Origin of the sequence: Bacillus sp. FSL L8-0167 (assembly GCF_038630295.1) — a bacterium.
GTDB lineage: Bacteria > Bacillota > Bacilli > Bacillales > Bacillaceae > Bacillus > Bacillus safensis.
This window is the reverse complement of the sequence record NZ_CP152027.1, coordinates 184072-209509: the sequence shown is the minus strand read 5'-3', so window position 1 is coordinate 209509 and position 25438 is coordinate 184072. Positions and strand designations below refer to the sequence as shown.

Sequence of the window (25438 nt, the reverse complement as noted above, 5' to 3'; positions counted from 1 at the left end):
AATATGAAGAAAAGTAGATTACTTGCTTTCGTGTTGCTCTCTTTTGCTTTACTGTCTTTTGCGTGGGTGCCGGCCACCGTATCGGCACATGAAAACCTTTTATCTCCAGATCGCATCTTAACCGTTGCACACCGCGGAGCATCAGGGTATGCACCAGAGCATACCCTGGCTTCCTACAAGCTCGCCACAAAGATGAATGCAGATTACCTCGAACTCGACCTTCAAATGACAAAGGATGGGCATCTCATCGTGATGCATGATGAAACCGTTGACCGGACCACAAACGGAACAGGCTGGGTCAAAGACCTCACACTTGCTGAAATTAAACAGCTTGATGCTGGTACATGGTTTAACGAAGCCAATCCCGACAGACAAAATGCCAACTATATCGGACAGAGAGTCCTTACATTAGATGAGGTGCTGCGCTATTTCGGCAAACGAGAGAATTATTATATTGAAACAAAAAAACCAGACCTTTATCCGCAAATGGAAGAAAAACTATTGGCCGCCTTAAAGAAACATCATCTTCTTGGGAAACACACAAGAAAAGGGCAGGTTATCATACAATCCTTTAGTCAGGACAGCCTGATAAAGCTGCAGAAATTAGCTCCACGCCTGCCAAAAGTACAGCTATTAGACAGAAACCAAATGACATCCATCACAGACGATCAGCTCGACTTTATCAAAACGTACGCCGTGGGTGTTGGACCGAATTTCAGAGCATTAACACCTGAAAACGTCCAGCAGGTCAGAAGCCACGGACTCCTCCTTCATCCATATACAGTCAACAGCGAAGCAGACATGACCCGTCTACTGCAATACGGCGTCACCGGTCTTTTCACCAACTTTCCAGATGTCTTTAACCGTGTAAAAGCTTCACTCTAAATAAAAAAGCCTTGCGGTCCATCCCGCAAGGCTTTTGATTATTTCACCGTTTGATCAGAAGAAGCTGTTTCAATCGGCTTTCGTTTTCCAATTCCAAATACAAAAAAGCTAAGTGCCACTAAAATCAAGAATCCAATTGCTACAATAAGAGAAATACGCGTATCCTGATTAATGAGCATAAACACAAGAACCATTAATAAAAATCCGATTGTAAGATAGTTAGAAAACGGTGCTAACGGCATCTTGAACGGATGCTTTTCAAGCGCTGCCCCCTTTGCCTTTCTGAAGCCAATATGACTAATCAAAATGACAAACCAAGGCACCATCCCAGGAAGGACGCTCGCACTATACACATAGACGAAAATGTTTGGCGGAGAAACATAATTCAGGACCACTCCTATCGCTAAACCAATCAGCACAGCGAATGTCCCAAAATACGGTACACCGTTCTTCGAAATTTTCGTAAAGAAAGCAGGCGCCTGACCATTCACACCTAATGTATAAAGCATACGGCCCGCACTGAAAATACCACTATTACAGCCGGACATCGCTGCTGTAATGACAACAAAGTTAATAATACCAGCAGCTGCTGTAATCCCGATCTTCGCAAACGTCGCCACAAATGGACTGCCAAGGGTATTCAGCTGATCCCAAGGATACACAGTCACAATGACAAAGATCGCACCGATATAGAAAATCAAAATACGCCAGATGATACTTTTGATGGCATTTGTCAGCGTCTTTTGCGGATTTTGCGCCTCACCCGCTGTAATCCCAATCAGCTCGACACCTTGATAAGCAGCAATAACTAGAGACAATGCAAACAGGAATCCGCTAAACCCACCTGTAAAGAACCCGCCATGTGCCCAAAGGTTAGACAGCCCAATAGGAGTTCCGCCATTTCCAAAACCGAAGAAAATAATGCCTAAACCTGCAACAATCATCAAGATAATCGTCACAATTTTGATCATCGCAAACCAAAATTCAAACTCACCGAACGACTTAACCGAAATCAAGTTGGCTGCTCCTAAAATGATCATCGCAATTAACCCTGGAATCCACGCAGGCAGCTCTGGGAACCAATATTTCATATAAGCCCCAACCGCAATAATTTCAGACATTCCGACAATGACCCACTGGAACCAGTTACTCCAAGCCGTCATATACCCTGCAAGCGGATGAATATATTGATGCCCGAATGTAGCAAATGACCCTGTACTCGGCTCAAGATATAACATTTCTCCCATCGCACGCATAATAAAAAAGATAAAAATACCACACACTGCGTACGCTAGGAGAACCGATGGACCTGTCCACTGAATGGCCTTCGCTGACCCCATAAATAAGCCAACACCGATTGTGCCGCCAAGAGCGATCATTTGAATATGGCGGGCACTTAACCCTCTCTTTAATTCCTTTTGAGCCACTTTTCTTCCCCCTCATCAACAAACAACATAAAAAATAAAAATCAGAATTTTCATTCTGATTGAGAAACATCAATCTTTCGATGTATATTATCATAATAAATCTACCCTTAAAAAACAATTGTTTTTTTGAGGAAAACACTATTAACAAAATATTCTGACATAAAATTAAGTTCAAATTGTTTTATATTGATATAATCAATAACCAGAAAAATCTTCAAAAAAAGACCGCTCACACGGTCTTCTAAGCTCAAACTGTAAATTTATAGGGACATCAGCAATTGCTTTCCTAAAACACTTTCCTCTGATAAATCACAGTAGAAAGTCCCCAAGACAGCAAGTAGAAGAGCATAATCAGCACAGCTGACCCCGTATATAAAACAGGGATCGATAAATTCATAATAAAATCAGTGATCCCACTAAATTGCTCTGCTAAATAGAGAACAACAGGCGGACCCATAGCAGATAATACGATAAAGCCAATGATCACTGCCGTTGTGATATAACCAGGCTTTAAGATATAAAACAATGGAAATGTACACGCCGCGAACAATAAAAACAACCCGCTGCCAATCGCAATATCTGACAGCGAAAACAGCTTCCCAAACACAAATAATGCAGCACTTGTCAGCACGATCGAAATACTCATATAGAAAATGGCGCCAAGATAACGTGATGCGATAATTTCTTTACGTGTATAGGGCAAGGAGTTTAATAGAATATTCGTTTCTGCCTTTTCATCATACGCATATGTGTTAAATGGAATGAAGACACTAGCGACTAGAAACGTCAATACTGGATGGACATCCATGAAAATAAAAAATAAGATAAACGGAATAAAAATAAGTAACTGCTTCTTTTGCAAAATCACATCACGCTTAATTAAATAAAACATGCGCAACCCCGCCTTTCAAATAAAACATGATATCCTCAAGCGACGCCGGTTCAATCACAACAGCATCCCCAAAAATAAGTTTCACCTCATCAACACGATCGGTTAATGCTTCAAATCCGGCTGCTGTACGCTGGATATGGACAAAGGCCTTTTCTGTGTCTCGATCCAACAACTCCAGGCTCCCTTTCACAAGCGCATAACTTTCTGCCACTTCATGAATCGACTGTTGAAAGACCAATCTTCCATTTTGTATAAACGCAATATAATCCGCAATCCGGTCTAAATCAGTCGTCACATGCGTCGAGAAAAAGATCGTCTTATTTCCATCAATCATCAATTCTTGTAACGTGCTGAGCAGCTCTCTTCTAAAAACCGGATCTAAACCAGCAGTTGGTTCATCCATGATAATCAGCTCTGCATGATGCGACAGCGCAATCGCAAGTGAAGCCTTCATCTGCATCCCTTTTGAAAATGTTTTAATCGCTTTATTCAGCGGCAGACCAAACTGTTCAATATATTGATCAAAAAGCCGGTCATCCCAACGTTTATAGGCAGGAGCCACAATCCGTTTGATGTCCTTTAAATTCAACCCTGGAAAAAAAACATTGGCATCGTAAACAAATCCGATTCTTTCCTTAATTTCTTTTTCATGAGTATGATAATCCAATCCAAAGACCTTTATGTCACCTGAATCGGGTTTTAACAAATTCATGATCATTTTAATGGTGGTCGACTTACCCGCTCCATTCTCTCCAATAAACCCTGTAACAAAGCCTTTCTTAACCCGTAAATCAAGATCCTGAACGGAAAAGTCCTTGAATCGTTTCGATACTCCTTTGAATTCAATCACATGCTCCACTCATCTCACTCCTCATATAAGAACTTTAATAACTGCTGCAATTCATCAAAAGATAAGCCTAATTCTTTCCCGTTTGTGACTACTGCTCCAAGCTGTTCCTCGATCACCTTCAACTTCTTCTCTCTCATCACTTCTAGGTTTTGTTCCGCAACAAAAGATCCCTTGCCTACAATCGAATAAATAAATCCCGCTTTCTCTAGCTCTTCATACGCTCGCTTTGTTGTAATCACGCTAATTTGTAGATCCTTCGCCAGTTTTCGAATAGACGGCAGCGCTGCACCTTCCGCAAGCTCACCCGTTAAAATCATCGATTTGATTTGATTCGTAATTTGCTCATAGATAGGCTCCTTAGAATGGTTTGAAATCGTAATTTGCATATAAAAACCTCTTTTTTCAGATAGTTGAAACAAAATATTGTATATACACTATATATACATTATATACACACTAAAAGAATATTCAAGCATTTTAAAAAATGTTCTCCTCATTTTTTTAAAATAAAAAACCGCACAGCCCTTAAGCCATGCGGTTCTTTAACAAAATGCTTTATTTCCAATATACCCATTTTCCCATAAGCCACTCCACAGGACCTCTTCTCCATTTTTTCAAATAGAGATAGCTGATGAACAGCTGTGCTGTGTACAGTCCGACAGCAAGCAGCAGCCCAAACATTGATCCCAATTGTCCAAATAGACCAAGTCCATAAGAATAGAAAATCGTTGTACAAATAATCGACTGCGCCAAATAGTTTGAGAGAGACAAACGGCCAAGCCCTGCAAGCAGACGTTTGAAACCTTGGGCTGCCTTCGAATAGTAGAAAACAATAAAGGCTTGAATATACCCAATCGTCAGCACATAGGCACCCAGCGTAATCACCAATTCACTCCAAGGAGCATCAATGAACGTCGCACATTTTAAACCGAGCCCGATGATAATCATCCAAACCCAGCCTTTACGATAAGCCATGCCTCGATCTTCTTCTGTCAAATGACCCTTTTTCCCGATCGCCATGCCAAGCAGTGCAAACGGGCCAACCATGATCGTACCAAAAAGAAAACCTAATATCGGCATAAGCGTAATGGTCACGATCGCCAGAATCATGGTCACAATCATCATATCGTCTTCAACCGTAATCCGGCTGAGCAAAATATCCCCATAATCACCTTTTGCATACACATCGGTTAATAAATCATCAGTTCCATAAACAAATTTCATCATGTATGGCAAAACGACTAATGACAACGCACCTAACACACCCGACCAAATAAGCATTGTTTTAATCCGGCTGCTCAAAAACATCATCAAGAAAAACGTACAAGCTCCATAATAAAGAAGAATGTCACCGTTCCAAATAAAGATGTAATGCAGCATCCCAAGCACAATCAAACCAAAACCACGGCGAACGACAATGGCATTCGTATTCAGCCCCTTGGCCTTCGTCGATTCAATCAGCTTGATAAAAGAATACCCAAACAAAAAGGAGAAAATCGGATAAAAAGACCCTTGGAACAAAATTTCCGTCACATATACACCGAATTCCTGTCCCCAAAAACTCGAATCAAACATTTTCTCAAAATCATAATCATATTGGAAATTAAGCATATTCACAATCAAAATACCTAATAAACTAAAACCACGTAAACTATCAATTAACTCAACCCTAGATCCCTTCAACTCGACAGCTCCTTCGGACAATATAAAGATAAAGCATATTTATCATACCTTATTTTTAAAATTAAGGATATATCATCCTATAAAGTTGCTATTTTACTGAAGATATTTTGAACAGGAGTTTCATCATCTTCTATTAATATGTAATATGCTATCTCCATATAAAATGACTTAAAAATTTATAATACAATATCCTGTGATTTCATTTTTTCAATTTCTTTTTTCTTCTTTTGATGAAGCATTCTCCGGCCTCGATTCCATTCTTCGATCAAAAGAGCTAATCCCACCAACAGCAATATGATAAAACCAATATGATGATTTACCTGATACGTGAAATATAACCAACCCATTACTACTAAAAAGATAATAGGAATACACGCTCCCCACATCAAATGATTTCGTGTTGATAAGAAATACTGCAAAGCAAAAATGCTAACGATTATAAGAAAGTACAAGATTTCATTCATCATCTTTACCCCTTTCTGCTTTATATTTTTCTATTATACCTTTGGCCACTTCTAAACTGATTTTCTCTTCAATTGCAAGTTTTTTTACATATTTAATCAATGTTTCTTGTTCTAACGTGTCATTTAAACGAATTAATTCAATAATTCTGTCTAGACGAGTCCTGACCGTAGGATAGGACACATCATAATCTTTTGCCATTTGTTTTAAAGAGCCTGAACTGAGAATAAATTTTCTGATAAATTCTCTATCTTCAGCATCTACAGCTAGAATCCACGTAGGAATATCTTTTTCCATGTATCCACAACCTCTCTTTGCTAATAGCATAACATATATTAAATAAAAATGATCATAATTTCAATAATTTTTTTAACAATATTAAATTATTTTAAACTTTATTAAAAAATATATGGATAAATGGACTAGATCCATGATATTGTCTTTTTAAGATAACCAAACAATAAATTGGTATTTATGGAGGCTATTATGAATCAAACTTTAGAAAAATCACTTATTTTTTTAGGAATTTCATTATTTATTTTATTATCGATTGGAAGTTTTATATTGCATGAAGGTACAAGAAATAGTGAGGATACAAACAATTTAATTCAAAGCTTCTTACAAGATGAAAACATCACAGGTATCACACCAGAACAAATAATTGTCATTCTTTCGAACGGAACTATATATATGATCATTTTATCTATGCTAAGCAGCTTAGTTGGGGCAATTTCTTTACAAGTCATGAAAAGAAATGTGCGGGCTGCAGGTATTATGTTAATCACAACAGGTATTTCAAGTAGCTTATTAACTGTTTTCTCTGGCTTAATTGGCAGTGCTGCATATTTAATAGCTGGAATGATTGTAATTTCTAAAAATCATTCAGCCACAAAAAATAAAATCCATCTTTAGAGGAGGGGATGTCATGTTTGCAATAGGATTGAAAGAGTTTAAAGTACTGTTTAAAAGTATACGATCCATCCTAATTGTTTTTATCATCATTGGAATTTCAACAGGTACTGCAAAAATCCTTAGTCAATTTAGTAATCAATTCGATTCTCTAGGTCTAAATGAAAATGCATATGTAGGTGGATTAATGGTTTTACTTTTTATTGCCGCTCCACTTTTTATCACAAGTCTCGCTCATAACGCTGTGAATAAAGAGGTTTATTCTCGTACAGTTCGTTTCTTAGTCACTAAGACGTCCAGAAGTAGTATCTTACTTGGAAAATTTCTCGGGAATTTTCTGTTTTGGGTTGTATGTTTAACAATTTCTTTCATTCTAATAATGCCTTTCTCAAACGCATTTTACTTTTTAGAATTGATTCAGTCCATCATCTTTATCTCGTACTTTTTAGGGTTCAGCTTGCTGCTATCTACTATTATTTCAAGCCCTTCAATTACGATGTTTTTAGGCATAACAATATCCATTATTTTGCCGATCATTGGTATGATCAGCATCGGAACTACAAATGTTTTCATTCAAATCGTAAGTTACATCACACCATATTATTATTTCACAAACGATCAGACTGACTTCACTTATATTGTGGTCATATTCCCTGTCATATTTTTACTCATAAGTATCATCACTTTAAGAAAGAGGGATTTATAGTGTATGCACTTAAAACAAAAAAACTAACAAAAAAGTATGGAAATAAGATCGTGGTTAATGAAATAGATTTGACCATTGAAAAGGGAAAAATATTTGGGTTTTTAGGGAAAAATGGTGCTGGAAAGTCGACATTTATTAATATGATAACAGGCATCATTCAACCAACCGGAGGATACTACGAATTATTAGGTTACAAAAAAGCGCAACAAAAAGAATGTTGGAGGAGAATAGGAGTTCTTCCTGATTACTCATCACTTTATGAAAATATGACAGCCATTGAACATATGGAGTATTTCAGCAAAATATTGAAGTTATATTTGAAGAAAGAGGATTTATTAGAACTCCTTGATAAAGTTGAGTTAAAAGATGCTGCAAAATTAAAAACTAAACACTTTTCTTTCGGAATGAAAAAGAAACTGGGAATTGCACAAGCACTGATCAATAATCCAGAACTCATTTTCTTAGATGAACCTACTTCTGGGGTCGATGCGAACTCAGCATTGACAATCCATTCCATGTTGAAAGAAATCGCTGCAAATGGGACAACTATATTTTTAACATCACATAACTTAAATGAGGTAGAAAAATTATGTGACGAGGTGGCCATCATGAACAAGGGTGTTCTTCAAGCGAAAGGTAGTATCGAGGATTTAAGAAAAACCTATAAAAAGAATTTGACTGTTTATATTAAACACAGTGCCATTTGTAAGAACCAGCAGGAATCTTTATTAAGAGACTTGAAGGAAAACGTGGAAAAATGCAAAATTAACGAATTAAATTCCCATCTAGTGATTGAGGACGAAGCAAGAATCCCAACCATCAACAAACTATTCTTATCAAAAAATATTGATATTTTTAGATTAGAAGTCGATGAGCCCTCTTTAGAAGAAATATTTATGAACATTGACAATCCCATTTAAACAATCCATCAACTGTAGATTTATAAACGACATTTTATTAAATCTACAGTTGATAAGAATACTCTTTATAATGATGTCTGTTCTTCTTCTATGCGCATGACAAATTTAAGATAAAACAAGATGGCCAATCCTAAAAAATAAAGGAAAATTCCCATTCAGAACTAATTGGCACCACTTCAAGAATGAAAATAATCACTAGAACGATACCAACTCCTGCATAGAAAAATGCATTTCTTTTTAACTCTTTATTTGATCGAAACATAACGATCCCCTCTCTTATTTATTCCAAGTTTATGTGGCGTAATTTTTATAACATATACACATTTAATATTACTCATCCCCTTTTTCCTTTAGCTGAAAAGCGATAATTTTCCCTAATGCTTCCTCAGCAGCAAAAGGAGTGACGCTGCCTGTTGGATTTTCTTGTTCTTGTTTTAAGCACTCGTACATGTTTTTTTCAATTTTTGATGGATCAATCCAAGAGATACACCATGATGCCCAGAAACAAGTAGGTCCCTCATAACGTTTAGCCAGTGCCAGAAGAAATGGCAAGCTAGGTTGCCCAATCCTCATGAGTGACATGGCAGCGGCCATTCTTGTATCTTCTTCGTCACTTTCTAATAGCCGAGCTAGCGGTTCTGCTGCGTCCCCCGCATCTGCTCCAAATTCGCCAAGTACAGCTGCTGCAATGTTCCGCAAAGACCCTTTTTCTTTTAAAGCATCAACAAGGACGGGCACTGCATCTTTTCCTGATTTTCTCAATTCCCCTATTGCTTGAACGATCGTTACTTCATTTGTATTGGTCAATTGTTGAACTGATTGAGACAGCTTATTTTCTGGTTTCATTTACAATCAACTCCTATTTTTAATGAACCGCACGGTATCGATAACAAAGCACATAAGATCCAGATCCAGCCACTAGAGATACAATTGTAGTCAACAAGCCATCAGTGATGAGATGAATACTAATCATGACCATCGCACTGATCACAGACGCAAATAGCAATGATCGATAATAGGCAGCCAAAGCAAAACTCATTTCTCGTCTCAGAGGCTGCATAAAGGCAAAGAGTCGTATGGCCAAAAACCATATATAAACTCCTCCACCAAATAAGGTCCAATACAATACATCCTGAATCTCAACCAAATAAAGAGAAATCAAGTAGAAAGCATACAGCCAAAAGGTTTGAAACACCTCTAACAGAATGATTTTTTGATATAAAGCACCTGGAAAAAGGTAGAGCACTCCCGTTTGTGCGTGTCTTACAATCCCTGCATAATATGAACTAAAAAGAACGGATGCCGCGATGACGATCAAGAATAGATTCAGCCAATCTGAAAAATAAGTAAAGACGACATAGTAAGTACCAATTAACAGCATAGTAGATAGTACATGGAAAATCATATACTTTTTTATCAGCAATAATTCAATCCAAAGAAAAGCCCAAATGCCCGTTAATGCCGGAAGTCCCCACCATGTCCTGCTCTTTTTTTGAACGATTGGACTTGATTGAATATGTTTCCCCTCAAATTCCTCCCAAAATACTGCCTCCTTGACTAAAGACTCCTTCATCTCTAAACGATGACTAGCACTGTAAATCATCATGAAAGATAGAAACATCACTCCAATAAAAATGAAGACAGAAAGAATGGAGAACTCTTCGATCATACGTCCAACTTGAAACATCAAAGAATCAGCAATGTTCATCAATGAAGGCTGTTTCATCACCAATTGATTCAAAACAAGTAGTGCAAAGCTGAAAAACATCAAGACAAAACTGAGTAAGAGCAAACGCTTGTATACTCGAATGGTTCTAGCACAAGACACCGCAATCATCCAAGTTTCGACCAAACATAACAGCCCTGTCAGAATGAGTGATTTGCCAAGCAGAAACGGGTACTGCTGCGTCATAAAAAACAGGAGTAGATCGGCAGCTACAGCAGAGAAAATGAGAAGAGCCCCTCGCCAGAAAATGTGATACATCCACACACTGATAACAACCGTCCATAAAGAAGCGCCATTTCCATATAACCAAATGATATCGTTCATCTGACTAGGCAGCCGATTTGTAAACAAACCAAAACCCGTATAAAGAACAAACAAACAGACAATGATCCATCCTGCTGCACTTGTATCCCAATCACCCATACTTGAAACTGCGCTTAGCTGAAAACCAATTGCCGCAATGAAAAGAAGTAAGATCAGAAAAGGCATTTTCTTTTCTTGATTTTTACTGATCAAGCGCCTTTGAGATTTCATCCATAAAAGGGAGAGTGTGTTATTCACTTGACCACTCCCCCAAAAGTTGAATAACTTCTGCCCTCCACTCAACCTGTTCTTCCTTTAATTGAGGAACATCCATACTCTTCATGATGGCACCGTCTCGAATCAATACAACCCTGCTAGCCGTATCTAGGACAAACTCCAGACTATGAGTCGACACAAAGACCGCCCCACCTTGACTGCTTTTTTGTCTCAGCCAATCCGACAGCCACTGTTTTGATGGAATATCTAACCCGACAGTCGGTTCATCTAATATAAAAAGGGAGGCATCTTGAACAATGGCTCCTGCTAAGACGACACGCTGCTTTTGGCCTCTTGACAGCCTTCCACACAGTTCATTCATCTTCTTTTCCATATGTACTTCTTTCAACGCTTCATATACCTTTTCCTTGATCTGTTTTAAGCCCTTATGATATCCACGAGCACGGAATTGAACATGTTCAGCAGCCGTTAAATCTGGATACAAATACGGCTGATCAGGAATAAGAGCTACTTGTTTTTGGACATGGGCATGACCAGGCGGGAAACCCTCTATGAGAATATCCCCTCCATCTGGTTTATATAGACCTGTTACACACCGAATCGTTGTCGTCTTCCCGGCACCATTAGGCCCAAGCAGCGCCACAACCTCACCTGCTTCGATGGAAAATGACAGACCCTCTATCCCATCACCATTGCTATATCGCTTGCTTACATTCTGAACCTCCATGAACGGCATCAAATCTCTCCCTTTGATTAGAGTGATGTATGCTTATCTATGGTGTGTCATAAAATCAAAAAACGAATGTCAATAGACCCACTTATCTCTTAACCTAATATTACCATATAGAGAATAACAAGGTAATAGGAATGAGATAATCTATTCTATAAACAACGGAAAAAGAAATTATATTATGTACAAAATAAAATAAGATTGGGTTGCAGCATCCCAATCTTTTATCTATTAACCCTATACCATCTCCTTACACGCCCAAGCATCCACCTCTACCTTTAAAGCAGGGGAAGCCAATGCCACCACATAAATCATCGTCATACAAGGCAGATGATCGCCCAAAAACTGCCCCATGATTTGTTTCCTACTCTCAGCATCGAACTCTCCCACGAGATAAAATACTAGTTTCGTTATATCTTCCACAGCCATATCTGCCGCTTCTACGTTTCGCTTCACATTCTCTAACGCTAGCTCTAGCTGCTCCAACGGGCTCTCGGGAATTGTTCCATCCGCCTCCATTCCCACCTGACCTGATAGAGTTAACCACCGCTGTGGTCCAGTTGTTTCTATTTGATGGGTATATGGTGCAAGTGGCGGGTGAATGGTCTCAGGATTACGTGATGTTCTCATGAATAAAAACCCCTTTTCTGAAAATACAGTCAATTTTTCTCATCATATCAAATTTTCAACCGTATTCAGATTTTTATGCTCATAGTAAACTTTCAGAAACAATCGCAACAGGCTGCTATAATTCTTGTTTTCTAAAAAGAAACCATCCGATGAGAAAAAAGAAAACAATCAATACCGATACACCTAGAAAACTTGTAAGTGCCTGATCCGAATAAGTCCCTTTATGAATCATCTCTTCGGCTGCACTTGTCACGCCTTTAGGCGCAAACTTCCCTAATGTCTCTTCATAAAATGAAGGTACGGTAAACAGAATAAGGTTGATTAATAGCGACACACCGCCAGCTGTGACAGAACGTTGAAAGAACGCCGAAGCACAAATGGTCGATACCACAATCAGCAATAAATTTGGATAATAAAGAAGTGTTCCTTTTAACACATTGACCCAATCCACATGCCCAAATTGAATGTCCACATAATAAACAGAGACAAGCACCGCCACCACCAAACTAAACAAAGTCAAACAGGCATAGGCGCATATTTTCGAGACATAGTAACTCGTTCGACTGATCGGTTTCACCATAATCATCGCAGTCACTCCAGAGGCACGCTCTCCAGCGATCGTCCCCATCACGATCATAATCAGGATAAACACACCTAGCGAATCAAATTTACTCAATGCACTCGCCAAAGCCTCTCCTGCACTAGGCTCTGGTATGTAAAATGTAGATCCTTCAGGTAAATTAGCTGATTTCGATAGAAGATCCGGCAGCATTTTGAGCGTAATAGGCTGTGTGATCATTAAAATCGTAAAAATGATAGGAACAAATAAGATTTTATAGCTAGTAAATAACTCCCTAAATTCCTTTTTCAACATCATCATGCATTCACAACCTTCATGAATATATCTTCAAGCGTCAGCTTAGATAGTCGATAATGGAGGAGAACACCGCCAGATTCAGTGATGAGACGAGGCAGCTCCTTCAATGCTATTTGTTGATCGTTTACTCGCACCTGATAAGCATCTGCTGTCTCAAAGCATTCCTCCACCCAATCCCGCTCTTTTAACAAAGCCACTAGTTTCGTATTCTGTTGTTCTAATTGAAATTCAATCACTGGCTGGATATAGTCTTCTTTGATCTGTTTCATGGAAGAAGACATCTCAATTTTGCCACTGTTGATCATGATAATATGATCTGCCACACGTTCAATGTCATCTAAAATATGGGTCGACATAAAGATCAACATCTCTTGTTTCAGACGCTCAATCAATGTCAGAACGTCTTTTCTCCCCATGGGATCAAGTGCAGACACAGGTTCATCCAAGATGAGAACCTTCGGGCTGTTGATAAGCGCCTGCGCAATGGCAAGCCTCTGCTTCATGCCTCCGCTATAGCTGCCAATGGCACGATCCTTCGCCTCATACACCCGGCAAAGCTTCAACAGCTCCTCTATTTTGGAGCGAATGATTTTTTTCTCTAAGTGAAATAACCCGCCAACCCAATGCATCCACTCTTGCCCCGTCATATCCTGATAAAATGCAGGATGCTGCGGACAATACCCAATCACATGACTGATTTGATCCATGTCCTTTGTCACATCCATACCCGCCACCTTCACGACACCAGACGTAGGACGAGCAAGTCCCGTCAAAATCCGGATCGTTGTTGTCTTCCCCGCGCCATTGGCCCCTAAAAAGCCAACACATCCAACCTCCCCAACAGAAAACGAAACATCTTTTAAAACTTTATTCGGGCCATACGATTTCGTCAGCCCATGACACTCCAGCATATTCAAGCAAATCCCCCCCTTTTAAGATGATTTACGACCAAAAATCAAATACACAATAGGACCGACACTCGCCACAAACACGATCACCAACGCCCAAATCCACTTCACCTCTCCTCTGATCCTCGATGGATCTCTTTTCAGCAAATCAAACAAACCAATCACCATCAAAATCGCTTGCAGCAAAATAAGAGGTAATATCATCTTCATATCCATCCACGCCACTCCCTTTTCAAACGCCAATTTGTTTTGGTATTACTTCTTTTGACGACATGAAGAGAGAATTCGTTCAAATGGATTTTATTTTTATTGGTCGAATGATCTATAAGATATAAAAAAGCCCAGTGAAGGTTAGTTCACTGGGCTTTTCTGAAATTTTTTATATTTTAATTTATATTAACAAATTTATTACATTATTGAAGTATAAATTGTTCTAGTCTCTCTCTAAATTCTTTGTTATCAAATCCCGGTTTTAATGTAGCAACACCTATCGAATGATTATCATCATTATCGAAAGGAGCATTGAATTTTATATATGTTGGACACAATGCGATAACAACTTCAACTACGTTTTCCCTTTTATTATTAATATTATATATGTTATTCGCATATAATTTAAGCTGCTCTACTACTTTACTTTTTTTAGAAGTGTTTATATGCTTCTTATCCCAAAATCGCTCTGCCGAACTATATTTAGCATCCATTATGATTGCTTTTTGAAAAACATCTCCTTTATAAACATCCAATCTAAAGTCAGGCTTATTTCGCTCTGTTCTAATCCAATAGGGAGAGCCATCCCTTTCAGCCTTTTCTGGAGATTTCCCAATAGCTAAATTAAATATTAAATTTATTTTTAATTCGCCTTTTTCTAACTGAATGTAGGTTCCATCAGGAATAGCAGGAATAGTAACTTTTTCATTATCATCGTAGCTCTCAAAAAACCACCCTTTCACTGGGTGGAATTCTAACTCTTTAAGATATTCTATGAGTTTGATCATACACCAATACTCATAGAGTACTTCTGTTGACTTCCAATTATAATCATATAAATCCTCAATCTGATTTTGTAATTGTCCATTAATAAGCAATGAAACTCTATAAAAATTATTATAGCCAGGATTTTTAATAAACTGTTGGGAGATCTTAGTTTTATGTGATAATTTTATACTTTTTAATACTGAGTTATTCTTGAAATACTGTAATTCTTTATAAAAATTTTTAATATTATTTTCAATATTTATTATGTTCGATAGTTGTTGTTTCCTATTAAATATTTTTGATTCTTGTCCAATGTTTTTATTTCGATTATATCTATTCAACTCATTTAACTCTGTTTTAAAATATTTTTTTACTTTATATATATCTTCGAGTGATTTTTTTAGGATATACATAAAGTCATATAGAATTTTCAATAAGTATTGATTAACCTTATTATTAAAATGCACTTCCATGTTATAAGAATAAATTTTTTCATTTGAATTTACAAATCTATACATAGCTGCACTAGGTTTTAGTTGATTCAATTTCATTGATTTATTATCTAAATTGCCACTTCTATAAAGCGGTGTTTCATTATAACCCTTAACTAAATTACTAAATGGGTTTTTATTTATAATATTCATTGAATATTTTAATAAATTTTTATTTTTCAAGAGCAATAAAGCATAATCTAGATAAGTTGGATCAATATCTATATAGTCTTTTAAAATATCCAAAGACTTATTTTTCCTAACCCAATCTCTCGCTAACCCCTTAACATTGTTTTCTATTTCTTTAATCATTTGATAATGCTCTTCTATTTCAAGATTATTTGGTTTTATTAAAATCTGACTATAATAATTCTCTCCATTAGATATTACCTTAATTTTATATACACCTGGAATAAGTGGACTGCCAACATCATTGTCGTAATGTCGATGTATTACAATTTCATTATTTATTGTAATAAACCCAGTATCTTCTTGCCCAAGAGTTATATCATCATCTAATTCATCAATAAAATCGAAACAGTCCATATATAATTTACTATCCTGTTCGCTTCTTTCGTTTGAAGTAAACCTCACAGCCAAATTATCATACTCTCTAATACCTATATCCTCAATTAATGGTGGGTTTGGATTTCTAGAGAATTTTTCAAACCTTTTCAACTCCCTAACCTCTCCACTTTTATTGTGGTAAGTTACAAATTCGATAGTGAAATCCACCTCATGTTTATGTTCACCATCAATAAGTATAGCCATATAATTTCAACTCCCTAACCTTTCGACCAAGCGCCATAGTAGTGATAGGAAATATTGTTTGATCCAGAATACTCCTTAATGAGTTCTCATCATCCATTAAAACATCTTTTAATTCATCGATAGTACCTCTAATTTTCGGCACAATCTTTTGAGAAATTTGTAAGTCAAACGCAACCGAACGACTAAATTCTAAATTTTCAGGTAAATTAATCATATAGGAATTAATATGATCCAATACTCGGAAACCTATTCCTTTTATATCATCTTCTTTAGTTAAAATATTGTTTATCTTATTCAATATATCAATTTCATTAGGTAATAAACCTATGTTACTTTTACACTTTGTCCAATTATTATAATAATGAAAATTTACAGTTTCATTTTCATTTTTCGATGGAATTTTCCCTTCTCTTTCATGATCATGAGTAAATGAGTTTATCCAATTATTAATATGGTTTTCTGGAATCCCAAATTCTATAAAATTAGAACGATCTAAAACTTTATCTGATAGTGTTTCAGTAGTTTCATCATTATTGATAGTCCCTACAAATAATACATTTGGTAATATATTCACTTCATGAGGGAATTGCTCTCCATTAAGTACTCTCCCAACCATTTTCTTACTATATAGTGATATTTTCCTTTCATGCCCTTCTAATTCTAGAACACTTAAAAATTGTGAAAAATAATGTTCTACTCTCGCTAAATTCATCTCATCGAAACATACCAAATACAATTTATCTGAATTATTTTTGGCCTCAATTAATATGTCTAATAGACCTGAATCTGAAGGGCGATAAATATTATTAATTGTATCTAAGAAACCTATTAAATCAGTATCATCTTTCCAGTTTGGTTTAACTGGTATGAGCCTAAATTGTTGTATGCCTTTTTTTATTAACCCTAATGCCTTAGCATATTGATATACTAGTTGTGTCTTACCTGTTCCGGAAGGACCACTTAAAATTACAAGCCTTCTTGTTTTTAACGCTGTATGAAAGTTAATAATTTGATTTTTCTCAAAAATCAAACCTTCTTTACTTAAATCATTTAATAATTTACTTAAATAATCCTCTTCTGAAAAATGATCATTTTCAAGATCCATTTCTATATCTTCATCAATTTTTTTAGTTTTTATTTCCTTATTCAAGGAAACTTTTATTCCATGTTTATTTAAACCTTCGCTTAGAATTACATCGAAAAAGAACTCATCATCAATGTACACAGCATGAGGTTCAATAATAAGATGATCTTTATATGCTTCAAAATCAATAGGTAGTTTTTTTATTTCTTCATCAATTGAAAAATGCCAACCATCATTTAATTTTTCAAAGTTGGAAAATTCGCCATATATGTAGGAGCCAGCAACAACACAAGATGTAGTAATTTTATCTAGAAATTCATAATTACTTATAGATTGGGATGAGAGCAATCTTTTTTCAAAATTATACTGATTGTAATCATTAAATATTGGAATTGTAATTAAACCACCTGGTGATTTATTAAAAAAACCTTTTGGTTTTTCAACTATCTTTAATGTATTATTAGATACCTTGATATTTTTCTCACCATAGTTAGTCTCTTCTATATATGGTTTAAAAATAAATAACTTATCAGAAGCAAATTCTTCAAATTTTTCCTCATTAAAGAAATTATCTTTGGCTATGTCATTCCATTCTATGGATTTAACCTGGATACTCCTCCCAAGTGCAAATTTGTTTTTAAATGCATTCTGATAATCATATGGAATATCATCAGTATTTAAAACTTCTAAAAAAAATTGAAATTGATTAAAATCAGTATTGCTTGCTCTAACTGGTTGTAAATTGGGATAGAATGATTTAAGTCTACTTTCAAGTGCTAAAACACCTACTAGGTATATATTTAACTCCATATAATTTCCACCTTACTAAATTGAGTAATCAAAAGTCTTTTATTTACCTTATTATAGCACTTAAGTTAACACCAAAAAACTAAATTACGGAGAACATGTTAAATATGTTTGATCTATTCAAAGAACATCTTTTGATTTTGATACTAATTATATCCAATTTTTTAAATCACTTTCAAATGTTTGAGAGTTTAGATAAGTAATTTCCCCATAAGTTAATCCTATATTAAAAAACCCGTCCCCTTAGTATCTAATTAAGGGAACGGATTTACGGATTTTGCTTTAAATAGTTTCTATATTTTTTATTTAAAAATAAAAGAGCTTTCCTACTCCACCGTCACACTCTTCGCAAGGTTACGTGGTTTATCCACATCACACCCGCGGTGAAGGGCTGCGTAGTAAGCAATCAGCTGTAATGGAACAACAGATGCAAGTGGTGCAAGTGCTGGGTGTACAGCTGGAAGGACGAAACGGTCGCCTTCGTCTTCTAGGCCTTTTAGTGAGATGACACATGGGTTTGCTCCGCGTGCAACGACTTCTTTGACGTTACCGCGAATGCTGAGGTTCACGTGCTCTTGTGTTGCAAGGGCAATGACCGGTGTGCCTTCTTCAATTAAAGCAATTGTGCCGTGTTTGAGTTCTCCGCCAGCAAAGCCTTCTGCTTGGATGTAAGAGATCTCTTTTAGCTTCAGTGAACCTTCAAGGCACACATAGTAGTCAAGTCCTCTTCCGATAAAGAATGCGTTACGTGTCACTGTGAAGAAATCACGAGCGATTTGTTCCATTTCATCCTTTTGATCCACAAGGGCTTCCATTGCGTTTGCTACAATACCAAGCTCTTTCACAAGATCAAAGTCAAGAGATTGACCGTTTAATTCAGCTGCAACGGATGCAAGGATTGCAAGTACAGCGATTTGAGCTGTGTAGGCTTTTGTTGAAGCCACTGCGATTTCTGGTCCTGCATGAAGAAGCAATGTGAAGTCCGCTTCACGAGAAAGCGTAGATCCTGGTACGTTTGTGATCGTTAATGCTTTATGACCAAGTTCTTTGACTTGAACAAGTACAGCACGGCTGTCCGCAGTCTCCCCAGATTGAGAAAGGAAGATGAACAACGGTTTTTTCGATAGAAGCGGCATGTTGTAAGAGAATTCACTTGCTACATGGACTTCTACAGGTACTTTTGCCCAGTCTTCAATGTATTGTTTACCGACAAGTCCAGCATGGTAGCTCGTTCCGCAAGCCACAATGTAAATGCGGTCTGCTTCTGCTACTGCGCTTGCGATATCGCCAGCAACTGACAGCTTGCCGTTTTCGTCTTGATATTCTTGGATGATTTTACGCATAACAAGCGGCTGTTCATCCGTTTCTTTTAACATGTAGTGAGGATATGTGCCTTTCTCAATGTCGCTTGCATCAAGCTCAGCGATATAAGAAGGACGTGTCATGATATCACCGTCAAGGTTTTTAATAATAACCTCGTCTTTAGTAACAATGACCATTTCTTTATCCATTAATTCCGCATATTCGTTTGTTACTTGAAGCATCGCCATTGCGTCAGAAGCCACAACGTTGAAATCTTCGCCGAAACCAACCAATAATGGGCTTTTGTTTTTCGCCACATAGATTGTTTCTTTGTTTTCGTTATCGAAAAGGGCAATTGCGTAAGAGCCTTTTAGTTGAAGAAGCGTTTGACGGAAAGCTTCCTCTGTATCAAGACCTCTGTTTACAAATTGTTCGATGACTTGAACAACAACCTCTGTATCTGTGTCGCTTTTTAGTGTGACGTCTTGTAAATATTCGCGTGTCAATTGTACATAGTTCTCGATGACACCGTTATGAACAAGCGTAAAACGGCCAGAAGCACTTTGATGCGGATGCGCATTTAGATGGCTTGGTACACCGTGAGTTGCCCAGCGTGTATGTCCGATTCCTGCTGAAGATGCCACGTTAGCATCTACGACTTCACGAAGCTCAGCAATACGTCCTTTTTCTTTGAACACATGCACGCCATCTTCGTTTGCCACAGCGATACCTGCTGAATCATACCCGCGGTACTCAAGCTTCTCTAAACCTTTTAATAAGATTTCCTTCGCATCATTCTGACCAATATAACCTACGATTCCACACATAAATATTCTTCCTCCCGATCATGTGAAAGGGACAAAGAAAGCCTACTAAAATAGAAGGGACATTTCTTCGTCCCTCTCTACATGTTTAATTTGGGAGATCATGTGTATTCCCTTTGTACAAAGAGTCACCTCTTTGCTTTAAAGAAACACTTACGGCTGTGATCTCTTTTTTTGATCAGCCGGGAGGCATCCGCCGAAAATTCGATAACCTCCATCCTCGTCAACTAAGCATCTTTCGTCCGATCGCTTAGTTCGGGCGCTATAATTATAAGAGAGTTTCTGAACATCTACCCTGCCTTTCCTGATAGAATAAAAATCCAGTAACACAAGGATGATTGTACTATAAGGTCTGACCTCCGTCAATCACAATGTGCGGGTAATCCCCTTCATTTGAGAAAGTGAGACCTCCATACACTATATGCGATGAGGCTTGTCTCGTTCTACCTTTGATGTGCTCTCCTATGTATGAAGACAGCGGCAAATTGCCCTCGCTTATAAGATTCGTACAAATCCATCCATTTATGTCGCTTATTCGAAAAAAAAGCAAACCGCTGTTAGCGATTTGCTTTCATCTATTACTCAATACCCATTTCTTCTTTCACAACAGCTGTAATTCGAGCCACATATTCATTACACAGCTCTTTTGTTTTCGCCTCTGCCATGACACGTACAAGCGGCTCTGTTCCAGATGGACGAACAAGAATACGGCCGTCACCATTCATCTCTTTTTCGACCTCTTGGATCACCGCTTTTACTTTTTCATTTTCTTCTACTTTATATTTATCAGACACTTTCACATTCACTAAAAGCTGTGGGAATTTTTCCATTTCCGCTGCAAGCTCTGATAATGTTTTCCCTGTCGCTTTGAGCGTATTCACAAGCATGATCGCAGAAAGCATGCCATCACCTGTCGTATTATAATCAAGGAAAATCAAATGGCCTGACTGCTCACCGCCGACATTATAGCCATCCTTTTTCATCGCTTCGACCACATAGCGGTCACCAACAGCTGTTTGAATGCTCTTAATGCCTTGTTTCTCAAGCGCTTTATAGAAACCAAGGTTACTCATGACCGTTGACACGACGGTGTCATCCTTTAACCGGCCTTCATCCTTCAAATAACGTGCACATATGTACATAATTTGATCGCCGTCTACGATATCACCTTTTTCATCGACTGCAATTAAACGGTCACCGTCACCATCAAACGCAAGACCAATATCTGCACCCTTCTCCTTCACAAAAGCAGAAAGTGCCTCTGGATGAGTGGAACCTACACCATCATTGATATTCAATCCGTTTGGAGATGTTCCCATTGTGGACACATCAGCATCTAAATCTGCAAATAAATGTGTCGCTAGAGAAGAGGTTGCACCGTGTGCACAGTCAAGCGCCACGTGAATACCTGTAAAATCCTCGTCCGCTGTCTGCTTTAAGAATTGCAGGTATTTCTGACCGCCTTCAAAGTAGTCGTTCACCGTTCCAAGATCGGCTCCAACTGGGCGTGGTAATTGATCGACTGGCTGATCCATCAGCTGCTCAATTTCGTTTTCCTGTTCATCTGACAGCTTAAAGCCGTCACCGCCAAAGAATTTAATGCCGTTGTCTTGAACTGGATTGTGTGAAGCAGAAATCATGACACCCGCTTCAGCATCCATTGCCTTCGTTAAATAAGACACACCAGGTGTTGAGATCACACCTAGACGCATCACTTCGGCTCCAATTGAAAGTAAGCCTGCAACAAGCGCTCCTTCTAACATATGACCAGATACACGTGTGTCTCGACCAACGAGTACCTTTGGACGTTCTTTATCCTTCGTGAGCACATAGCCGCCAAATCTCCCAACTTTAAATGCGAGCTCTGGCGTTAATTCGCTATTCGCTACACCCCTTACACCATCAGTTCCAAAGTACTTGCCCATGTTTCAATCGCTCCTTTTTTACCATTCAAGAGGACGCTTCGTCCTCTTTTTTATCTTCTTTGACCCGCTGTCTTTGACTCGATTCTTTCTTTGCTTTATCTTGCGTGGATTCTTCTTTACTCTTCTCACCCTGATCATCGTCATCAGTTGATGGATCTTGTTGATCTTTTTGATTCTTCCGATCATTCGTCGAAGCCGGCTGATCCTCTGTTTCAGTAGAAGTGAGTTTCACTTTGACCTTTGATCTCGATAATGTCCAAGTCACATTTTGAGGACCATTCACTTGAACTTTGACCTCATGGGTTCCTTCGTTCAAGTCCCCTGCATTGATATAGGCTTCAACATCTGAAGCCTTTAGTTTATCAATCGCACTCTTTGATCCCTTTGCTGTTAACGTGAGCCGTCCAGAAGAGGGGCTCACAAAATCAGATGTGAGATCCTTGCTCAAACCCACGACAGAAATCGGTACATTATCGATCTTTTTTTCTTCAGCTGTTGCAACCTTCACTTTGATCTTAACAGTTTCGGGTGATACCTTTTTCACACCATCTGGCAGGGGAATATCGGCATCAATCTCCGTATCATCTTTGATCTTGCTTAAGTCCAGCTTGACGCCATCAATAAAATCAAGGGCATCCAGCACCTTTTGAGAGCCGTACACTGTGACCTCACTCGGGCTTGTCTCAATGCTTGAGATGCTGATCCCTTCTGGCAAGCTGCCCGTCCGCTCAATTTTAAAAGGGACCTTTTTGCTTGGACTAGAGATTGGGACCGTAATATCCACCACGGACGGACTTACTTCAACTGGCAGCTCATTCCCGCTGCTATCATACACAGTGAGCTTCGCTTCTTTTTCAATTTGCTGATCGACATCTTCTAAGTTTACAAAAGCTTTAATGACAGAAATTTTGTCGATGACGTCCTTTGATCCAGTAACTGTGACCTTTTTCGGATTCACAATGGGCTGTTCAGGTGAATAGCCGTCTTTGATTTTATTTTGATTATAAAACTCGGTTTCAACAGGAAATTCAGCTGTCGTTTTTTCTTGTATCGTCACAGTCGTCACAGATGGATTAATCGATAGTGTGAGTCCCTTCGATACATCTCTTGCCTTCAGCTCCACTTTATGTGTACCTGTCGATAAGTTCTGCATGTCTGCGTAAATTTCAAAATTCTTTGTTTGTCTTGCTGTTTTCACAGCACTAGTTGATCCTTTAATCGTGACATTGACTGTCTGCGGCACACCAGTGACGACGTACTTCTCGTCATCATAATACGCTTTAACAGGAATGTCGGTTAAAGTTGCTTCATCTGTCGTCGATGTTGGGAAAAAGGATTCACCGATTTTTTTCGGCGTGGGCGCTTGCGCTGAATTGACTGCACCATACAGCAATAAAGCGAAGACCAATGCAAGAAGCTTAACGGCCCAGCGATTATTCAAAATCTTATCCATTTTTCTTGCCCCTCCAATACCATTTGGTCGAGGAAGCATCTTTGCTGTTCTTACTAAATTCAGCAATCAGCATTTCTTCAAGCGCTTCTTCTGTCAATTCTCGGTGGAGATCACCATTCCTTGCGACAGAAATACCGCCAGTTTCCTCAGAAACGATGACAGTTAAGCTGTCTGTCACTTCACTAATTCCGACTGCAGCCCTATGACGCGTCCCCAGCTCCTTAGAGATAAAAGGGCTTTCTGACAGCGGTAAATAGCAAGCTGCAGCTGCAATCTCATCCCGCTTCATAATGACAGCACCGTCATGAAGCGGTGTATTCGGAATGAAAATATTAATGAGCAGCTCTGAACTCACCTTTGCATTCAAAGGAATTCCTGTCTCTATGTAATCATTCATTCCGGTATCGCGCTCAATTGTCAGCAGTGCGCCGATTCTGCGTTTCGCCATATAGTTAATTGCTTTTGTAATTGCCTCGATCGTTTTCTGCTGCTGTTCCTCTACAGGTGTCCCGCTTCTTGAGAAGAAACGGCCGCGCCCAAGCTGCTCAAGCGCTCTCCTTAGCTCTGGCTGAAAAATAATAATGATCGCAAGGAATCCCCACGTAATCGCTTGATCCATTAGCCATTGAAGTGTGTTAAGACCGAGATACGCACTTCCCATCCTGACGAGAACAATGACCACAATTCCCTTTAAAAGCTGAACCGCTTTTGTTCCGCGGATGACCATCATTAATTTATATATCACATACCAAACAACGAGAATATCAACAGCATTACCGAGGTACTGCAAAAAAGGAATATCCCCTAAAGCCATTTCCTCGTCCTCCAGAATTTTCAGTTATTCTTCGTTTGATGCATTTTTTAATAAAAAAAGAGCCTATGTATCAATACATAGCGTGGCTATTATACCACATTTTGTTTCAGCAAGGAAAATAGTTGCCATATCTGGCTGAGTTGCTAGTATGCGTGAATCCCACCAATGTATAGAAAAAGAGCAGCCCCCTTAGAGACTGCTCTTTAAGCCGATTGAGTTACTTTTGCTCCTCTGGCCCAATGACCCGCATTACGTTTTGTGCTGTTGATTTCATTTTGTACCAGATCCAATCAAATACTTCATTAATTTCATTAATTTGACCAGTGACTTGTCCGGCAGAAGCAGTCAACTGTTCCCCATTGACGACGGTGACATTTCCATCAACCTTGCCTTCTACAATCAGCTTGCCATTTTTGACAGTGACATCACCCTTTACGGTTTCCCCTTTAGGTACGGTCACTGTATCATTTTCAACGACGAGATTCGGCTGCTTTGACACACTGAAATTATGATCGGTATTCCAGCTCGTAAACAGACTGCCTCCCATTAAAATGAGAAAGAGGGCAGCGGCTACCATCAGCGGGTGAGCTTTGATCCATCTTTGAACCGACACACGCTTTTTCTCCTTTGGAAGACCTGCCATCACCTTTGCAGTGAAATCAGATGGTGCTTCTATATGAGATGTACTCTGCACTAGCGCGATGGATTTCTCAATTTGTTGAAAATGAGTACGGCACTCCTCACACGATTGCAGATGGCTTTTTAATTCTTTTTCGTCTTGGGGCTCAATGTCCCCGTCTAAATACTGATGCATAAGCTGGACGATTCTATCCTGACAGCTCAT

Annotated in this window: 26 protein-coding genes; 4 read left to right on the top strand and 22 right to left on the bottom strand. The window is 38.4% G+C overall.

The window, feature by feature from the left end:
* Positions 1-3 precede the first annotated feature (3 nt).
* Entirely contained in the window at positions 4-885 is an 882-nt protein-coding gene (locus tag MHB66_RS01190) for a glycerophosphodiester phosphodiesterase (RefSeq protein WP_041115336.1), read from the top strand.
* A 38-nt stretch (positions 886-923) separates the two neighbouring features.
* Here the strand turns inward: MHB66_RS01190 and MHB66_RS01185 are convergent, their stop codons facing one another.
* The 7 genes from MHB66_RS01185 to MHB66_RS01155 all read right to left on the bottom strand — a co-directional run bounded on the left by MHB66_RS01185 (position 924) and on the right by MHB66_RS01155 (position 6496).
* Positions 924-2312 carry an amino acid permease gene (locus MHB66_RS01185; RefSeq protein ID WP_046313629.1) on the bottom strand — a complete coding sequence of 463 codons (1389 nt, stop codon included), beginning with the start codon at positions 2310-2312 and terminating at the stop codon, positions 924-926.
* Between the two features lie 286 nt (positions 2313-2598).
* Positions 2599-3204, bottom strand: coding sequence for an ABC-2 transporter permease (locus tag MHB66_RS01180; RefSeq protein ID WP_046313627.1), 606 nt, complete (start codon positions 3202-3204; stop codon positions 2599-2601).
* Complete coding sequence (locus MHB66_RS01175; RefSeq protein ID WP_046313625.1) at positions 3188-4063, bottom strand: ABC transporter ATP-binding protein; 876 nt, start codon at positions 4061-4063, stop codon at positions 3188-3190. The genes MHB66_RS01180 and MHB66_RS01175 overlap by 17 nt, the downstream gene beginning before the upstream one ends.
* 5 nt (positions 4064-4068) lie before the next feature.
* Positions 4069-4440, bottom strand: a complete 372-nt coding sequence (locus MHB66_RS01170) for a GntR family transcriptional regulator (RefSeq protein ID WP_003217079.1) — start codon at positions 4438-4440, stop codon at positions 4069-4071.
* 169 nt (positions 4441-4609) lie between these two features.
* Positions 4610-5737: a DUF418 domain-containing protein gene (locus MHB66_RS01165; protein ID WP_046313623.1), complete on the bottom strand. Its 1128-nt coding sequence runs from the start codon at positions 5735-5737 to the stop codon at positions 4610-4612.
* Between the two features lie 176 nt (positions 5738-5913).
* Complete coding sequence (locus MHB66_RS01160) at positions 5914-6201, bottom strand: hypothetical protein (protein ID WP_046313621.1); 288 nt, start codon at positions 6199-6201, stop codon at positions 5914-5916.
* The gene (locus tag MHB66_RS01155; protein WP_046313618.1) at positions 6194-6496 is read right to left on the bottom strand and encodes a DUF2089 family protein; all 303 of its coding nucleotides are present in this window, start codon (positions 6494-6496) and stop codon (positions 6194-6196) included. The genes MHB66_RS01160 and MHB66_RS01155 overlap by 8 nt, the downstream gene beginning before the upstream one ends.
* Before the next feature lie 189 nt (positions 6497-6685).
* Here MHB66_RS01155 and MHB66_RS01150 point away from each other — a divergent pair, with 189 nt between their 5' ends.
* From MHB66_RS01150 to MHB66_RS01140, 3 genes are read left to right on the top strand one after another with little or no spacing between them, the layout of a single operon-like run.
* A complete protein-coding gene (locus MHB66_RS01150) occupies positions 6686-7111 on the top strand; it encodes a DUF4064 domain-containing protein (protein WP_046313615.1) in 426 nt (141 codons plus the stop codon).
* A gap of 13 nt (positions 7112-7124) precedes the next feature.
* Positions 7125-7814, top strand: a complete 690-nt coding sequence (locus MHB66_RS01145) for an ABC transporter permease subunit (protein WP_046313613.1) — start codon at positions 7125-7127, stop codon at positions 7812-7814.
* Positions 7814-8734, top strand: a complete 921-nt coding sequence (locus MHB66_RS01140; protein ID WP_046313611.1) for an ABC transporter ATP-binding protein — start codon at positions 7814-7816, stop codon at positions 8732-8734. The genes MHB66_RS01145 and MHB66_RS01140 overlap by 1 nt, the downstream gene beginning before the upstream one ends.
* 130 nt (positions 8735-8864) lie before the next feature.
* On the opposite strand, the gene MHB66_RS01135 is transcribed toward MHB66_RS01140, so the two are convergent.
* The 15 genes from MHB66_RS01135 to rsiW all read right to left on the bottom strand — a co-directional run bounded on the left by MHB66_RS01135 (position 8865) and on the right by rsiW (position 25438).
* The gene (locus MHB66_RS01135; protein ID WP_259407243.1) at positions 8865-8996 is read right to left on the bottom strand and encodes a hypothetical protein; all 132 of its coding nucleotides are present in this window, start codon (positions 8994-8996) and stop codon (positions 8865-8867) included.
* A 68-nt stretch (positions 8997-9064) separates the two neighbouring features.
* Complete coding sequence (locus MHB66_RS01130) at positions 9065-9580, bottom strand: HEAT repeat domain-containing protein (protein ID WP_046313609.1); 516 nt, start codon at positions 9578-9580, stop codon at positions 9065-9067.
* 19 nt (positions 9581-9599) lie between these two features.
* Positions 9600-11021 (bottom strand): sporulation killing factor system integral membrane protein, encoded by a 1422-nt coding sequence (gene skfF, locus MHB66_RS01125; protein ID WP_046313607.1) that lies wholly within the window; start codon positions 11019-11021, stop codon positions 9600-9602.
* Positions 11014-11736, bottom strand: a complete 723-nt coding sequence (locus MHB66_RS01120) for an ABC transporter ATP-binding protein (RefSeq protein ID WP_046313605.1) — start codon at positions 11734-11736, stop codon at positions 11014-11016. The genes skfF and MHB66_RS01120 overlap by 8 nt, the downstream gene beginning before the upstream one ends.
* 231 nt (positions 11737-11967) lie before the next feature.
* Positions 11968-12360, bottom strand: coding sequence for a RidA family protein (locus MHB66_RS01115; RefSeq protein WP_046313603.1), 393 nt, complete (start codon positions 12358-12360; stop codon positions 11968-11970).
* A 115-nt stretch (positions 12361-12475) separates the two neighbouring features.
* Positions 12476-13240 (bottom strand): ABC transporter permease subunit, encoded by a 765-nt coding sequence (locus MHB66_RS01110; protein WP_046313601.1) that lies wholly within the window; start codon positions 13238-13240, stop codon positions 12476-12478.
* Positions 13237-14154 carry an ABC transporter ATP-binding protein gene (locus tag MHB66_RS01105; RefSeq protein WP_046313598.1) on the bottom strand — a complete coding sequence of 306 codons (918 nt, stop codon included), beginning with the start codon at positions 14152-14154 and terminating at the stop codon, positions 13237-13239. The genes MHB66_RS01110 and MHB66_RS01105 overlap by 4 nt, the downstream gene beginning before the upstream one ends.
* A 15-nt stretch (positions 14155-14169) precedes the next feature.
* A complete protein-coding gene (locus MHB66_RS01100) occupies positions 14170-14361 on the bottom strand; it encodes a PLD nuclease N-terminal domain-containing protein (RefSeq protein WP_034621703.1) in 192 nt (63 codons plus the stop codon).
* 197 nt (positions 14362-14558) lie between these two features.
* Entirely contained in the window at positions 14559-16385 is a 1827-nt protein-coding gene (locus MHB66_RS01095) for a nuclease domain-containing protein (RefSeq protein WP_046313595.1), read from the bottom strand.
* Positions 16369-18279, bottom strand: coding sequence for an AAA family ATPase (locus tag MHB66_RS01090; RefSeq protein WP_052712406.1), 1911 nt, complete (start codon positions 18277-18279; stop codon positions 16369-16371). Before MHB66_RS01090 ends, MHB66_RS01095 begins: the two co-directional genes overlap by 17 nt.
* A 323-nt stretch (positions 18280-18602) precedes the next feature.
* Positions 18603-20405, bottom strand: coding sequence for a glutamine--fructose-6-phosphate transaminase (isomerizing) (gene glmS / locus MHB66_RS01085; RefSeq protein WP_007498541.1), 1803 nt, complete (start codon positions 20403-20405; stop codon positions 18603-18605).
* A gap of 575 nt (positions 20406-20980) precedes the next feature.
* A complete protein-coding gene (glmM, locus tag MHB66_RS01080; protein ID WP_034284242.1) occupies positions 20981-22327 on the bottom strand; it encodes a phosphoglucosamine mutase in 1347 nt (448 codons plus the stop codon).
* Positions 22328-22352: 25 nt separating this feature from the next.
* A complete protein-coding gene (locus MHB66_RS01075) occupies positions 22353-23780 on the bottom strand; it encodes a YbbR-like domain-containing protein (protein WP_046313592.1) in 1428 nt (475 codons plus the stop codon).
* A complete protein-coding gene (cdaA, locus tag MHB66_RS01070) occupies positions 23773-24594 on the bottom strand; it encodes a diadenylate cyclase CdaA (RefSeq protein ID WP_008344027.1) in 822 nt (273 codons plus the stop codon). Before cdaA ends, MHB66_RS01075 begins: the two co-directional genes overlap by 8 nt.
* A 217-nt stretch (positions 24595-24811) precedes the next feature.
* Entirely contained in the window at positions 24812-25438 is a 627-nt protein-coding gene (gene rsiW, locus MHB66_RS01065; RefSeq protein ID WP_024424448.1) for an anti-sigma-W factor RsiW, read from the bottom strand.